Genomic DNA, 13,843 nt, shown 5'->3' on the forward strand with positions numbered 1-13,843 from the left:
GCGATGATCGAGCGGTTCCTACCCGGGCTCGACGCCCTTCTGGCAGAGCCGCTCGACACGCATTCGGTGTCGGTCGCCTTCCCCGGCGACATGGACCCGCATGAGCGCGAGGGCCGCTATGGCGTGTTCCTCGATGCCGAGCTGCGCATCGCCGGGCTCGGCACCTGCGGCGGCGGTACGCTGATCGAGACGCTCGACGATGCCGGCCAGTGGCGTCCGGCGTGCGCGATCCTCGACGTCGACCTCACCGATCTCGACCGCGGCCGCGCCTTCTGCCGCGACGAGCTGGTCGCGCTCGGCTGCCCCGAGGGTACGCTGATCCAGTATGACGACCGCGAGGACCGCTGGGACGGCGCGACCTGGCACTGCAGCGAGCCGCGCTCGTTCGACGAGGACATGCTGCCCTATCGCGATAATTGACGGGCGGATGCAAAAAGGGGTTGCGCTACCCCCGATCCTCGTTTAGGCGCCGCACCTCACCGCGCGCCCGTAGCTCAGCTGGATAGAGCATCAGACTACGAATCTGAGGGTCGGACGTTCGAATCGTTCCGGGCGCGCCATTTCGGTTCAAAGGCGCGAACGCCTAGCACCGCCGCCTCTACGCCAGAGGCGGCGGTTAGGGTTCGGAGCAACTCACTGCGCAGGCCGCGAATCCGAACCTCCGTCTTGCTGACCACCTCGACGCGCTGCGCGACCGCCCGGATATGATCGCGGGCAAATGAGCCATCGCCCTGACGCAGCTTCTTGCGCGCCGCCATCGCAAAGGCACGCAGGCTCTCTGGCGTGATCGCAGGACCGATCTTCTCGATATGCGCCACCGCCCGCTCGGCATCGCCCCTGGCTTGATCGCGGGTTGCCGTCAGTTCGGCGATCCGATCCTTGAGCGACGAATCGCTCACGTCGATCACACCATTCTCGATCGCGTCATAGAGTCGCTTGAGCTTCGCTTCGGCCTCGGTCGCGCGGCGCTCCAGATCGGCGACATGGAGCCGCCGCTGATCCACCCATTCGTCGCGGCGTTCGAGAATCTGATCCATCATCTCTTCAAGCCGCTTCGGATCGAGCAGTCGCCACTCTAGATGCCCGACTACGGCTTCGTTCAGCCGATCCATCGGGACCGTGATGCCAGGGCAGCCCTTCGCGCCCTGCCGCGCCTTCGTGGAGCAAGTGTAATAGCGATACTCGCGGCCGACGCTGCTGGTGCCGGTGCGCAGCGTCATTGCGCCGCCGCAGCACGCGCAGAAGCAGATACCCGTGAGCAGCGTTGGGCCGCCCACGGCCATCGGCGGCATCATCTTCGGGCTGCGTGCCTTGAGCGACCGCTGCACGGCCTCGAACTCCGCCTCCGAGACGATGGCGGGCACTTCCATGATCGCGTGCTCGCTCTCGGGCTTGGGGGCTTTGGTGCGATAATCCCGATAGTTGAACTTGTGCTGGCCGATATAGGTCGTGCGGGTGAGCACCTGATGCACGGCTCCAAGCCCCCAGCGCCCGCCGTCGCGGGTGCGGATATTGTTGTCGTTGAGCCAGGTCGCGATTGCCTTGAGGCCCATCGGCCCGTTGTCATCAACGCCGTTCAGCGCCATCCGGTAGATGCGCCGCACCGTCTCGGCCTGGATCGGGTCGATCTCCAGCTTCTTCTTGATCTTCGCGCCGCGGTGGCCAGCCTCGACGATCCGATAGCCGATGGGTGGCCGCGCGCCGTTCCAGAAGCCTTGCCGCGCATTCTCCTTCATCGATCGCAGCGTGTGCTTGCCGTTCTCTTTCGACTGATATTCGTCGAACAGCGTCATGATCTGGCGCATCATCACGCTCATCGGATCGTCGCCCAAATCTTGCGTAATCGAGATCAGCCGCACGCCATTCTTCGCCAGCTTGCGGACGTAGAACTCGAACTGAAACTGGTCGCGGAAGAAGCGCGAGAAGCTGTGGACCAGGATCACGTTGAACGGCGACGGCTTCTGCATCGCTGCGTCGATCATCGCCTGAAATGCCGGCCGACGATCATCGGTCGCGGTGTTGCCCGGTTCGACGAACTCGGCCGCGACCTCCCAGCCGCGCGACAGGCAATAGCCTTCGATCTGGCGGCGCTGGTCGGGGATCGACAGGTCGCTCTCGGCCTGGCGGCCGGTGGAAACGCGCAGATAGAGCGCGGCGCGAGCTATTGCCATGACCGGCGGGGTGTCCTCGACGCGAAGGGCGGCGTCGGTCATGGCCTTATCCTCCTTAGTTCACGGCAGGGGGCCGAACAGGTCGTCCAGCTCCTTGCGCAAATGGCCTTCGATGACGCGCAACTCGGCGTCGCCGATCGGCACCCGCTCGGGCCAATCGTCCGTGACCGCGAATGGCCCGCAATCTTTGATGGCGCGAGCGCGGGACGGCGCGCGCTTCGCTGGCGCCTGCATATAGTCGTGCAGGTCGTCGAGACCGTCCGACCAGCCGCGCGGCGCGCGACGACGACGTTTGCGAGACAGGGCCATGCGCCGATGCTGATGCCCGGCTGGGCTGGGTGCAAACGGTCCGGCCCGGCGTAGCGCAGATAAGTGTTCAGGGCGGCTTTGCCGCCGAACGCCGCGTCGCGGCCCGTGGTCGCCAGCGCCATCGCCGTTACTCCTCCGACTCGAAGCTGCGGTTTTCGCGGCAATGCCAGAGGCGCAGAATGAAGATGGTCGCCGCTACGAGCTCGTAGCGCATCTCGTAATTGCCCACGATGATCCGGCGGACCTCGCGCGGCTCATAGGCTTCCAGCTTCTCGCCGATCCTCGGATAATCGAGCAGCCGATCCGGTGCGTGGGCGAGCTGCTGGACCACGCGCGCTGCCGCTTCGGGCGCGACCGGGCTCAGATGCTCGTGCAGACGCACAAGGTCCGACGACGCCTTGCTGGTCCACTGGATCTTCATTTGATCGGTGAGGGCAGCGGTTTGTCCGTCCCAAGGCTGTCGGCCCATGCCGTGATCGCCTGGTGGTCGATCACCCGTCCGGCATCGACGTCATCAAGGGCTTCGAGCGTCATCCGGTGACGTTCCTCCTCCTGATCGACCCATGCGGCGAGCGCTTGTTTCATCACCCAGCCGCGCGAGCGTTCGAGCCGCGAGGCCATCGCTTCAACCTTTTCCGCGAGCCCCAAGGGGACGTGCGCGGTCAATACCTTCGTCTCAGTCGCCATGTTTATCACCTGCCATCAATCTGATTAAAATATAATCGAAATGACGAGAAAGGCAAGTTGGGCGGGGGGGGCGCCTCCCTGCGGGACCGCCGCTCTATCTCCGCTGCACTCCGACCGAGCCCCTGACGGGTCTCGTCCCTGCCGGGTGACGATCAGCATGGCGGGTTGGCGCTGACGCGCTGGTTGGCAATCCGCATCGCGGATTGTCGCTATTCAATGCTGCGGAGATCGGGCCAGGGCTGCGCCGGCCCGATCGCGCTGCTGTGTCGTTTCACTCCCGCGATGGGGTGGGCGTCGCTTCCCTTTAGGCCCGCCGCGCCGGGCCGCAACGCGCGTGGCCGCGCTTACTTCCTCTTCGTTCCAGCCCTTCGGGTGCGTCCCGGCTCCGTCGGCGGGCCTGCCGGTCGCTTCTTCGCCGCCCACCCCATTCCGGGGTGAGTGCGGTTTTTAGGAGAAGTGTGATGAACGCTGTTACCGAAACCGTTGCTGCCGAGCCTGTATCGGGCGTCGAGATTTTCGTGCCGCTCGCCAAGCTCAAGAAGTCCCCGCGCAACGCCCGTAAGGTGCCGCATGGGGAGGCCGCTATCGAGGCGCTGGCCGCGTCGATCCAGCATAAGGGGCTGATCCAGAACCTTGTCGTGGAGCCGGAAACCAAGGAGGACGGGACGCCGACCGGCTATTATCTCGTTACCGCTGGCGAGGGCCGCAGGCTGGCGATGCTGCTGCGCGCCAAGCGCAAGCAGATCAGGAAATCCGAGCCGGTGCGCTGCTGGCTGGATACCGCCAACGATCCGTCCGAGATCAGTCTGGACGAGAACGTGACCCGGACCCCGATGCACCCCGCCGACCAGTTCGAGCGGTTTGCGGAGCTTTCCAATGATAAAGGCTGGGGCGCGCAGGAGATCGGCGCGCGGTTCGGCGTGTCGGCGGGCGTGGTGAAGCAGCGGCTTCGCCTTGGCGCTGTCAGCCCCAAGCTGTTGCAGGTCTATCGTGAGGATGGGCTGACCTTGGATCAGCTTATGGCCTTCGCCATCACCGAGGACCATGCCCGGCAGGAGCAAGTGTTTGAGGGCCTGCATCACAATCGCGAACCTTGGATCATCCGGCGCGACATGACCGCCGCCAACGTGCCCGCCGATGATCGCCGTGCGGTATTCATCGGGGCCGACGCCTATGTTGAGGCCGGCGGCAATATCATCCGCGACCTGTTCAGCGAGGACCGTGGCGGGTTCTTCGAGGATGTGGGCTTGCTCGATATGCTCGCCGCCGAAAAGCTGCGCGACATTGCGAGCGAGGTGCAGGCCGAGGGCTGGAAATGGGCCGAGGCGCATATCGACTATCCTCATGCCCACGGGATGCGGCGTTTCTATCCGCAGCCCATCGCCCTGTCCGACGAGGACGAGGCGCGGCTGGACGCGCTGTCCGCCGAGTATGATACGCTTGCCGATGGCTATTCGTCCTATGACGAAATGCCCGAGGACGTTGCGGCGAAGCTGGAGGCGGTGTCCGACGAGATCGACACGATTTCGGCCAAGCGTTCGGCCTACGACGCCAATGTGATCGCGCATGGTGGGGCGTTCGTCGTGTTGCACCATGATGGCAGCGTTCGAGTCGAACGTGGTTTCGTGCGGCTCGAGGATGAGGCGCTGGCCGACCCACAGCCCGAGCCGGAAGAAGGCGATGCGACCGTCCCGGAGACCGGGAAGGACGAGCGGCCGGAGGATGGCGATGAGGACGTGCAGGACGTTGAGGAGGAAGAGGAGCCGGGCAAGCCGATTTCCGACAGCCTCACCCGCGACCTGTCCGCGCATCGGACGCTGGCGCTTCGCGTGGCGCTGGCCGATCAGCCCGATACGGCGTTGATCGCGCTGACCCATACCCTGACCGCGCAACTGTTCTACAGCTATGCCGAGGCCGGTTGCCTTGAGGTTCGTCCGACCGTGACCCCCCTGGGAAGCCATGCGGACGGGATCGAAGACACGCCCTTGGCGGCGCGGGCGAGCGCGCAGCATGAGGCATGGGCCGAGCGCATGCCGCGTGACGTGGCTGACCTGTGGGACTTCATCGTCGGACTGGCGGACGAAAAGCGCATTGCGTTGCTGGCGCATTGCGCGGCGCGCACCGTCAACGCACTGCGTCTGCCGTGGGACCGCAAACCCCGCTCGCTGCAAACGGCGAACAGGCTGGCGACCGAGCTGGCACTGGACGTGGCGAGGGACTGGACACCTACCGTGGACAGCTACCTTGGCCGTGTCACCAAGGCGCATATCGTGGAGGCCGTCGCCGAAGGCGTGTCGGAGGATGCCGCCCGCCGTATCGCGGACATGAAGAAGCTGGACATGGCGCAAGCCGCCGAGCAGCTTCTGGCCGGGACCGGCTGGCTGCCCGCGATCCTGCGGACGCCCGAGCCGGAGGCGGAGCAGCCCGCGACCGTCGAGGAGGACGGCGAAGCGTCCTTTGCCGTCGCCGCCGAATAGCGGCATTGGGCCGGGGCCGCGCGAGCGGCTCCGGCCTTATCCTTCGACCGGAAAAATCGCGGCGGCGCGCTTGTCGCGCGCCGCCGCTGTTCGATCAAGGTGCGTCCTGAAGGCCCAGCAAGGTGCGGTGAGCCTTCTCCAGGCGGTCGGGTTGCCGGCCTTCCTTCATCATGACTTCGAAATAGCGGGTACAGCGAAGCATCGCGTCGAGCGCGAAGGACAGCGCTTTCGGGATCTCCGTTTCGAACGGACCCAGAATATTGGTCACGCCGCCTTTGCCATTTCTCTTCTTCAAGCCATCGAGACTGCTGCTGGACAGATGGCCGTAAAAAGCGCTGACCAAACGATATTCGAGATAACCCGACCGTTTCGGCATGGTCTGGGCGATCTTTTTAACACTGAGGCTCTTTCGTTTGGCTAGCTTCGCAACGTGATGCGCCTCGCGCTTCAGCGACGCCGCGACAACGGCGGCATCCGAGGGATGCTCTTCGCGAAGTAATATCTCCCGTTGGATCGCATTGTCGTGCTCGTCGATCTCCAGCGCTTCGAGCGCCTTGAGTGGATCGGTGGCGAGCAGGCTCAGCCAGAATCCCACTTCGTAGATCGCGCGCACGGCGCCCGCCGCTTCGATGGCCATGGCGCGTTCGGCCAGCATGACAGATGCCGCGAACGCGTTCATCGCGCGCCCATACATGCGCACCGCTGTCGGGGCTTGCGCATCAGCCGGCCCACCATTGCCGGCGTCCTGATGTTCCTGGAAGAGCCAGGTGGCGTAACGATTAACGTCGCGCGCCAGGTCGAATCATGGCGCATAATTCTCGATGTAGATCGCCCGCCAGTCCTCGATCAGGGGCGAGAGCAATCCTTCCTCCGCCAGTCCCTCGCGAGGGTCTTGGTCTTCCCGCTGGTAGTCGTGATTCGTCATCGCACCGGCGTAGCATCTTCGCGGGAATGATGGGCGCTACTGACCTCCTCGTTTCGCGCGTGTGCGCCACGATCGCTTTGTCCCTCTGCTATTCCTAGCCCGGCGCTGCCCAAACAGCCTCCCCAATGGCTGGTCTGCCCGAGGCCGTTCGCCTTCCCGCAATGGCGGATCGCCACTTTTTTCCGCCGCCTGCGGCTTTGCATCGCGAGGCAAAAAAGCGGCGCTCCGCCATCCTCCGCTGCGCTGCGGCCCTTCGGGTGCGCGGTCGATCGTCCCCAGCCGACGAAACGCCATCGAGGCCGCGATGGGCGCGGTCCGAGCAAGCAGGAGAATACGGCATGGCTACGATCGGTACCTTCACCGCCAACAGCAAGGGCGAGTTCGCCGGCGTCATCAAGACGCTTACCCTCAACACCAAGGCGACCCTCCGCCCGGTCGACAAGGACGGCGAGAAATCCCCCGACTTCCGCATCAGCACCGCTGACATGGACATCGGCGCGGCCTGGAAGAAGACCAGCCGCGAAGGCCGCGACTACATCTCAGCCAAGCTGGACGACCCGAGCTTCCCGGCTCCGGTCTACGCCACGCTCTCCGAGAGCGACACCGCCGGCGAATACGTCCTCATCTGGTCGCGCTGACCAGCCAATGACGCCCCGCTCCTCGGAGCGGGGCGTCATTCTCGTCGAAACAGCACGCCGTCTTGACGACAAATGCAAAGCCGTCCCAATCGACGATTACGTTCTGCCGAGCTTCTGTTACTGCGGGTCGAGGGGGGATCGTGGCTCATCTATCAGTAACCGCGTTAGCGTCCGAGACGATGGCTGCACTCACACGTGCTGCGGTCCAGGCATCGTCGACGCCGTTACCTGTCGCAGCGCCGCCTGCTTCCAGTATGGTCGTGTGGGCGGCGATCATCGGCGCAACCAGCGCGCTACTCGTCTCGATATTAAAGGACTATCTCTTCGAGCGTTTGAAAGAACGGCGCGTCAGGGAGCAATCGGAGGCTACTGTATATCGTCAGTATCTGGCGCCGCTAAGCGAGTCCTGCGAGAAGATCGTCTGGCGATCGAAAGAAATATTTATCGACAAGCGGCATGCGTTTTTGAAGACTTCCACGCTTCCGTTAGATTTCAACGCCTACAAGCGGATCAGCACACTCTACAGGATCGCGACGCTGATCGGGTGGATTCGGGGGATGAACCTTGAGTTGCGTGCCCTGCCGCGTGGAAAAACAAACGTCGCCACGCCGATTTCAAAGCAGATCGCAGCTTTTCAAAAGGCGCTCGCGGACGGACCACACGTTGAACTCCATCGCCTGACGCGACTTAGCGCCCTTTGGGGTATCGATCTCACAAGGCTCGATCAGACCTGCCAAGCAGCCCTAGCCATGCGCTTCGAAGTGGAGGCTCACACAGCCACTGAGGGTAAACTGAAATCAGACCCCGATCACCTTCGGAGTCTTCCCGTCGATAAAAAGTTGGAAATTTGCCGACGTCTTGCCGCGTATCTCGCCAAGGAAACGGGGGGCAAGGCGCCGGATGACGATGTTGTAAGAGAAACCGTAGAGCGCGCCGTCGGCGGATTGTCCTACCGTGAAGCGCTGCTCTATCGCGATTGGCAGGACGCGCTGGGCGACGCGATGATTGAACGAGACCCGGATTCTGTCCGGCGGTTCCGTATCATCGGATATGAGAAATTCACGCGGCTCCTGGAAACCGATGCTCCTTGGTTCGCGGTGCTCTCCAGAAGCATCGACGACATAGACTTTGACGAAATCGACCCCAGTGATTTTCGGTCGCAGCAACTGCGGGATTTGTCGGCTGCCGTCGCTTCCATCCTCATCGGCATCGCCGGAACCAAGGATGCATCTCTAGTCGACGCGACGACCCTTGAAGCCGCGGCCGGATTACAAAAGGCAATTGCGGAAGCCACTCAGACCGCAGGAGCATGATGTAACAATGGAGATGATCAGCGTCCCGATTTCCATAGCGTCGCTCGCCGTTTCGGTCGGTACCTTCTGGTTGGTCCTTCTTCGCCGAGGGCGCTTGGCAATGACGATGCCGACGATCGTGTTTTTCGGCCATGACATCGTGCCAAAACCCACACCTAAGATCTTCCTTCGGACGCTGCTCTACAGCACCGCTGCTCAGGGACAGGTTGTCGAAGGCATGTATGTTAAGGCGCTCAGGAACGGCACCGAACGGACGTTCAGCTTCTGGGGTTATGGCGAAACCGAGAAGCTGTCCGCCGGCAGCGGTCTATATATCAGCCGTGCGGGGCTGGCCGCCAATCATCATTTCGTTCTTTCCGTCCATGAGGACGAATATCGGTTCGAGCCCGGCGATTATGCGATCACTGTCTATGCCCGCGTCGTCGGGCGACGGAAGCCCCTCAAACTTTCCAGCATTTCCATCACGCTCAATGATGAGCTGGCGGCAGAGCTTCGACTACAAAGGGGTGTACTCTTCGAGCGGAATCTGGACGGCCGCTACGAGGGGCACGCCCGCGACAGATGACCTGCCGACCGCGTCTATGATTCCCCACGGCTAAGCGATCGGGCCGAGATCGTTGGGGAACAGAGAAGGATGCGGTTCGAGCCGACTGACATTTTCGGGATATGTGATGTCGAAGCGCTAGCGCCGGGAAGCGCTTGCTTTGACAACAACAAGGGGCTTGGGGCGCTGCCCCTGGCGCCCTTCGGAGCGGCTTCCGCCCAGCTTCCTCCACGCTTCGCGTTCCGTGCAGCCGGTTCCCCGCGAAGCAGCCCACTCCGGTTGCACCCCCGGTCTCGCCGACGGGCAGGGTTTCAGCGCGGCGCTCCGCTGCGCGGAAACCCAAGCCCAAGGAGTCCAGCCATGTATCATCAGCTTGCCACCCGGTTCGGCCGCAATGCCCACCAGATCAGCGGCAGGGAGCCGCTCGACAATGAGGCACTGTATCGGCACGTCCCGTCCATCTTCGCCCGCGAGGCACACGACAGCCGGTCGGATCGCTACGTCTATGTTCCGACCATCGACATCGTGGAGGGGGTGCGCCGGGAAGGATGGTTCCCGTTCTTCGCCGTGCAGTCCGTTCCCCGCGACGGCAGCCGCCACGGCCACGCCAAACATATGCCGCGCCTGCGCCGTGCTGACGGCATCGGCAAGCCCGAGGCCGCCGAGGTCATCATCGTCAACAGCCATGACGGGACCAGCGCCTATCAGATGTTTGCCGGGATGCTGCGGTTCGTCTGCACGAACAGCATGATTGCGGGCGAGCGGTTTGAGGAGGTCCGCGTTCCGCACAAGGGCAATATAGAGCATGACATTATCGAGGGCGTTTATACCGTGGCCGAGGATTTCCCCCGGCTGATCGACGCCAGCGAAACCATGAAGGGGATTCAGCTTTCCGAGGACGAAAGGCGCTTGCTCGGCGAGGTTAGCCTTGTCGCGCGCTATGGCGAGGACGAAAGCCCGTTGCGGCCTGAGCAGATCATCGAGCCGCGCCGCCGCGAGGACACCGACCGCAGCCTGTGGACCACGTTCAACGTGATACAGGAGAATGTCATTCGGGGCGGGTTGCAGGGCCGCAGGCGCAACGCAGAAGGCCGCATCCGCCGCGCCCAGACCCGTGCGATCAACGGTATCGACCAGAATGTGACGCTCAATCGCGCTCTCTGGACCTTGGCCGAGGGAATGCAGCGCCTCAAAGCGGCCTGACCCCCATTACCGCAGGGCCGAAATGTCGGCCCTGCGGTTCCGCCAATTCGCGCCGATCCGCCATGGCGGACCGGCGGCGACCGCGCGTCCCAAGATCCGCGCGGTCGCAATCGCGCTCGCCGGGCAGACGCCCGGCTCGCAAATTCAGATGAAGGTTAGTCGGTCTCGGAGAGATCGGTCGCAGCGACAAGTTCGGCCGGCGTTACGCCGAGTGCCGAGGCCAGGTGAAACAACGTAACGACCGTCGGATTACGTCGACCGCGTTCCAGATCGCTGACATATTGTTGGGTAAAGCCGGACGTCTCGGCAAAGCGCTCCTGGGTAAAGCCCTTCTCCTTCCTCAATCTGGCAAAGTTCAATCCCACGAGGCGCCGCATGTCCATGCGCGGCAAACTGGACGATACAACTTATTCGGTTTATCCCATATAAGGTGTATTCACTGATTGGTGCGCGCTATCTCTGCCATTAGTGCATTCAACGATGCAGGACTTGCGCATAGCCCGGCGGTGTATTTCGGCTAGATTGGCTAACGGGGCGGGACCAACGCCATGAGCAGATGCCAGTTCAAGGATCAGGCGCCGGAGGCTGCAAAGGTGACGGCGTATGACGAAAGCCATGCGCAGGACTATCTGCGCCTGCTCGATGCCGAGGATGGGGGCGCAGACTGGCGCACCGTCGCTGCCGAGATTTTCGGTATCGATGCCGCAATCGAACCCGAACGGGCGAAGGCGGTGCACGCGAGCCACCTCGCGCGCGCAAGGTGGATGACAGAGGTCGGATATGCACATCTGCTAGGTGCGGAACCGCCGTTAAATCGTTAATATTTCGTCCGATTTGGTGCGATTAAGTCGTCAGTCCCGCCGCGCGACAGGCATGGCTGAGCGCAACCTTTGCGCTATCTGGGGGCGATCACGACGCCATCATGACACCCCTGAAGTATGTGCGATACGCACATGGGAGGATGCCATGCCGACGCCGCCACGGCGTCGCCAGCGGCGCGCCGATGGTCTATCCGGCGCGCTCGGGCGCGCCGATCTAGCTGCCGAATTCCTGCGAAGGAACCACACCTACCGCGCCGAACATGCGCAGATGCAGCAAAGCATCGCGAGCGGCGCCGTCGCGAGGAACACCGCCGAGGCGGCATTCGCGCGGCGCTGGGGGTTGTCCTTTCGCGACGGCGCCGGATGACCTGTCGGAGCCGGTCGCCTGGCGCCCCGAACTGACCGCCGTCACGGTCATTCTGGACGCCGCACCGGAGGGATTTGAGGCAGCAGCCCCGGTCGATCCGCGCGCGCTGGGTGCGCTGCTTGCCGACCTCGCCGGGATCGACGGACGCCATGTCATCGTCGCCGACGCTGCGGGCGAGCATCGGCTTTGGTTCCGCGCGCCGACGCCCGGTCAGCCGCTCGCCGCCGTCATCCCGCTCGACAAGGATTTCATCACCCGCATCGCGAGCCTGCTGCGTTTCCACCGCCGGCTGCTCGGGCGAGCGCCAGGGCCACTGCCGCGCGGTTGGCCGCTCACCGCCTATCGGCTTGTCCGGCTCGACCTGATGCTCTGCGCGCTCGACCTACGCGACTCCGGCGCGACCTACCGCGAGATCGCTGCCGAACTGGGCCGCGACGATGCGATCCGGCTATCGGCGAGCGACTGGAAGATGTCGGCCTCACGTTCGTTCGTCGTGCGCCTGGTCCGCGACGGCATCGCAATGATGAACGGCGACTATCGCAAGCTGCTCCGTATCCGCTGACAGATCTTTGCGGGCCTGCCCTGGCGGGGGTGGTCGCATCCGTGCAGCCGCACATCTTCATACCCCACCTGGCCGCCTCCCTTCTGACAATTACGCCTCCTGCCGCCACCGCCCGCAGGAGCCATCATTTGTCCGATACGCCCACCAATTTGCCGCCCCGCTTCCTGCGAACGCCCGAAGCCGCGCGCTTTCTCGGCCTCTCGGGCCGGACCCTTGAGAAGCACCGCTATTTCGGCACGGGCCCGGCCTACCGCCGGATCGGCGGCCGCGTCGTCTATTCGGTCGATGACCTGCGCGCCTGGGCCGACATCGGCATCAAGCATTCGACCTCCGATCCGGGGCAGGACGATCTCATGCCGCGCGCGGACTCCGCCATCGCCCGGAGCCGGCGATGAACGTCCCTCCGTCACCCATGCGCCACCGCCAGCCGTCCGATGACGACATGACCTGCGTCGAGCTGACGTGGATCGAAAAGCGGATCGAGCACTGGATCAGGTTCGGCCGCGTCGCGGCGGACGAGATTGTCGACCGCCGACGCCGCATCGTCCGCTTTCGCCCCGGCGCGATCTTCGCTTTCGTCCGCTGGGCGGCGAACGACTACGGCACGGTCAGCTCGCGCATCGATATCGTGCGCGCGGTCGGCGCGGGCGAGGCGTTCACGACGCTGCCCTTCGTGCGGCCGGGCGGCGACATCCTGCTCAAGATCGAGGGTTGGCCGAAGGTCAGCCAAGTGCTCGCGGCGATCGACGCGACCGAGGCCGCGGGCGTCGATCCCTGCGACGCCGCGCCCGACCATTGGCGGCACGTCGCCAACCGCATCGCCGCCGGACAAGCGCCGCGTCTCTACACGCTTGAGCGCCATCACGCCTGGCTGAAGCGCCGGGAGATCGAGGGATGACGCGCCGCTTCTATGTCCGCGCCACTGTCGCTGCCGCAACCGGGTTCACGGCTGCTTTCGCTGCGATCGCCGCCATTCATCCCGTGCCGCGCGTGCTGTGGAACGCCAGCGCCAGCGCGCCGCTCGGGCTCTACCGGATCGAGCCCGAGCGCGACCCGCCGCCCGGCGCGCTGGTCGCCGTCACGCCGCCCCAGCGTCTCGCGCGCTGGATGGCCGAGCGCCATTACCTGGGCGAAGGCGTGCCGCTGCTGAAGCATGTCGCCGGCAAGGCAGGACAGCGCATCTGCCGGCTGGGCGACAGCGTGAGCGTCGATCGGCGGCCCGTCGCTGTTGCGCGCAAGCGCGACCGGCTCGGCCGTCCACTGCCCGTCTGGCAGGGCTGTCGCACACTGGCGACCGGCGAACTGCTGCTGCTCAATCCTGCCGTCCCCGACAGCCTGGACGGCCGGTATTTCGGCTCGCTGCCGGCCTCAACCGTGATCGGCCGCGCAATCCCGATCCTCACCCGCGATGCCCCCGGCGCGCCGCTGACGTGGCGCGGCTGGAGCCGTGAACCCCGCACCTAGCCGCCAACTGAAAGGACCATCCCATGCAAATCGGCATGTTCACCCGCACCCCCAAAGGTTTTCAGGGCCGGATCGAGACGATGACGCTCGACGTGGCGCTCCGCATCGTTCCGGCAGAGCCGCAGGACGGCGAGAACGCGCCCGACTGGCGTGTCCATCTTGGCAAGACCGACAATGGCCCGGAGGTGGGCGCAGGCTGGAACGAGACCGGCGAGCGCGCTGGCGACTACGTCTCGCTGCGCCTCGACGATCCCGGCTTCTCGCAGCCGATCCGCGCCGCGCTGTTTCGCATCGGCGATGAGGATAGCGCCTGGGCGCTGCGCTGGAACCGGCCGCAAAAGCGCCGCGAGGAGGATTGAAGC

19 protein-coding genes, 1 tRNA gene and 1 pseudogene are annotated in these 13,843 nt (G+C 64.4%); 15 read left to right on the top strand and 6 right to left on the bottom strand.

Annotated features, from left to right (window positions below; genetic code table 11):
- The first annotated feature begins 3 nt into the window (after positions 1–3).
- The 3 genes from CA234_RS07450 (at position 4) to CA234_RS24805 (ending at position 1,079) form a co-directional block, all read left to right on the top strand.
- Complete coding sequence (locus tag CA234_RS07450) at positions 4–420, top strand: hypothetical protein (protein ID WP_125975823.1); 417 nt, start codon at positions 4–6, stop codon at positions 418–420.
- 63 nt (positions 421–483) lie between these two features.
- Positions 484–560, top strand: a tRNA-Arg gene (locus tag CA234_RS07455).
- A 249-nt stretch (positions 561–809) separates the two neighbouring features.
- Positions 810–1,079: a hypothetical protein gene (locus CA234_RS24805; RefSeq protein ID WP_241213342.1), complete on the top strand. Its 270-nt coding sequence runs from the start codon at positions 810–812 to the stop codon at positions 1,077–1,079.
- 9 nt (positions 1,080–1,088) lie between these two features.
- On the opposite strand, the pseudogene CA234_RS24810 reads toward CA234_RS24805, so the two are convergent.
- The 3 genes and pseudogenes from CA234_RS24810 to CA234_RS07470 all read right to left on the bottom strand — a co-directional run.
- Positions 1,089–2,213: pseudogene (locus CA234_RS24810) on the bottom strand (recombinase family protein); the annotation flags it as partial.
- 394 nt (positions 2,214–2,607) lie between these two features.
- The gene (locus CA234_RS07465) at positions 2,608–2,901 is read right to left on the bottom strand and encodes a type II toxin-antitoxin system RelE/ParE family toxin (protein ID WP_086129724.1); all 294 of its coding nucleotides are present in this window, start codon (positions 2,899–2,901) and stop codon (positions 2,608–2,610) included.
- Positions 2,898–3,167 (bottom strand): ribbon-helix-helix domain-containing protein, encoded by a 270-nt coding sequence (locus CA234_RS07470; protein WP_086129725.1) that lies wholly within the window; start codon positions 3,165–3,167, stop codon positions 2,898–2,900. The genes CA234_RS07465 and CA234_RS07470 overlap by 4 nt, the downstream gene beginning before the upstream one ends.
- 461 nt (positions 3,168–3,628) lie before the next feature.
- Between CA234_RS07470 and CA234_RS07475 the strand changes: the two genes are divergently transcribed.
- On the top strand, positions 3,629–5,644 hold the full coding sequence (locus tag CA234_RS07475) for a ParB/RepB/Spo0J family partition protein (RefSeq protein WP_126001283.1): 2,016 nt from the start codon (positions 3,629–3,631) through the stop codon (positions 5,642–5,644).
- A 94-nt stretch (positions 5,645–5,738) separates the two neighbouring features.
- On the opposite strand, the gene CA234_RS07480 is transcribed toward CA234_RS07475, so the two are convergent.
- Both CA234_RS07480 and CA234_RS25170 read right to left on the bottom strand, forming a co-directional pair.
- Positions 5,739–6,338 carry a hypothetical protein gene (locus CA234_RS07480; protein WP_086129727.1) on the bottom strand — a complete coding sequence of 200 codons (600 nt, stop codon included), beginning with the start codon at positions 6,336–6,338 and terminating at the stop codon, positions 5,739–5,741.
- Between the two features lie 108 nt (positions 6,339–6,446).
- Complete coding sequence (locus CA234_RS25170) at positions 6,447–6,569, bottom strand: hypothetical protein (RefSeq protein ID WP_256924155.1); 123 nt, start codon at positions 6,567–6,569, stop codon at positions 6,447–6,449.
- Between the two features lie 338 nt (positions 6,570–6,907).
- On the opposite strand from CA234_RS25170, the gene CA234_RS07485 reads away from it, so the two are divergent.
- The 4 genes from CA234_RS07485 to CA234_RS07500 all read left to right on the top strand — a co-directional run bounded on the left by CA234_RS07485 (position 6,908) and on the right by CA234_RS07500 (position 10,267).
- Positions 6,908–7,207, top strand: coding sequence for a DUF736 domain-containing protein (locus CA234_RS07485; protein ID WP_086129728.1), 300 nt, complete (start codon positions 6,908–6,910; stop codon positions 7,205–7,207).
- A 179-nt stretch (positions 7,208–7,386) separates the two neighbouring features.
- Entirely contained in the window at positions 7,387–8,520 is a 1,134-nt protein-coding gene (locus CA234_RS07490; protein ID WP_126001285.1) for a hypothetical protein, read from the top strand.
- A 7-nt stretch (positions 8,521–8,527) separates the two neighbouring features.
- Positions 8,528–9,085, top strand: a complete 558-nt coding sequence (locus tag CA234_RS07495; protein ID WP_086129730.1) for a hypothetical protein — start codon at positions 8,528–8,530, stop codon at positions 9,083–9,085.
- Positions 9,086–9,424: 339 nt separating this feature from the next.
- Positions 9,425–10,267, top strand: coding sequence for a DUF932 domain-containing protein (locus tag CA234_RS07500; protein ID WP_126001286.1), 843 nt, complete (start codon positions 9,425–9,427; stop codon positions 10,265–10,267).
- Between the two features lie 155 nt (positions 10,268–10,422).
- On the opposite strand, the gene CA234_RS07505 is transcribed toward CA234_RS07500, so the two are convergent.
- Complete coding sequence (locus CA234_RS07505) at positions 10,423–10,650, bottom strand: helix-turn-helix transcriptional regulator (protein WP_086129732.1); 228 nt, start codon at positions 10,648–10,650, stop codon at positions 10,423–10,425.
- 165 nt (positions 10,651–10,815) lie between these two features.
- Here CA234_RS07505 and CA234_RS07510 point away from each other — a divergent pair, with 165 nt between their 5' ends.
- The 7 genes from CA234_RS07510 to CA234_RS07540 all read left to right on the top strand — a co-directional run bounded on the left by CA234_RS07510 (position 10,816) and on the right by CA234_RS07540 (position 13,840).
- The gene (locus CA234_RS07510) at positions 10,816–11,088 is read left to right on the top strand and encodes a DUF2285 domain-containing protein (RefSeq protein WP_086129733.1); all 273 of its coding nucleotides are present in this window, start codon (positions 10,816–10,818) and stop codon (positions 11,086–11,088) included.
- Between the two features lie 145 nt (positions 11,089–11,233).
- A complete protein-coding gene (locus CA234_RS24815) occupies positions 11,234–11,455 on the top strand; it encodes a DUF6499 domain-containing protein (RefSeq protein ID WP_086129734.1) in 222 nt (73 codons plus the stop codon).
- Entirely contained in the window at positions 11,349–12,017 is a 669-nt protein-coding gene (locus CA234_RS24820) for a DUF2285 domain-containing protein (RefSeq protein WP_200888830.1), read from the top strand. The genes CA234_RS24815 and CA234_RS24820 overlap by 107 nt, the downstream gene beginning before the upstream one ends.
- Before the next feature lie 128 nt (positions 12,018–12,145).
- Positions 12,146–12,412 (top strand): helix-turn-helix domain-containing protein, encoded by a 267-nt coding sequence (locus tag CA234_RS07525; RefSeq protein WP_015459426.1) that lies wholly within the window; start codon positions 12,146–12,148, stop codon positions 12,410–12,412.
- On the top strand, positions 12,409–12,915 hold the full coding sequence (locus CA234_RS07530; protein ID WP_086129735.1) for a DUF2840 domain-containing protein: 507 nt from the start codon (positions 12,409–12,411) through the stop codon (positions 12,913–12,915). Before CA234_RS07525 ends, CA234_RS07530 begins: the two co-directional genes overlap by 4 nt.
- Positions 12,912–13,481, top strand: a complete 570-nt coding sequence (locus CA234_RS07535) for a S26 family signal peptidase (RefSeq protein WP_086129736.1) — start codon at positions 12,912–12,914, stop codon at positions 13,479–13,481. Before CA234_RS07530 ends, CA234_RS07535 begins: the two co-directional genes overlap by 4 nt.
- 23 nt (positions 13,482–13,504) lie before the next feature.
- The gene (locus CA234_RS07540) at positions 13,505–13,840 is read left to right on the top strand and encodes a DUF736 domain-containing protein (RefSeq protein WP_086129737.1); all 336 of its coding nucleotides are present in this window, start codon (positions 13,505–13,507) and stop codon (positions 13,838–13,840) included.
- The last annotated feature ends 3 nt before the right edge of the window (positions 13,841–13,843 follow it).

This window comes from Sphingomonas sp. ABOLE (assembly GCF_003950455.1).
Taxonomy (GTDB): domain Bacteria; phylum Pseudomonadota; class Alphaproteobacteria; order Sphingomonadales; family Sphingomonadaceae; genus Sphingomonas; species Sphingomonas trueperi.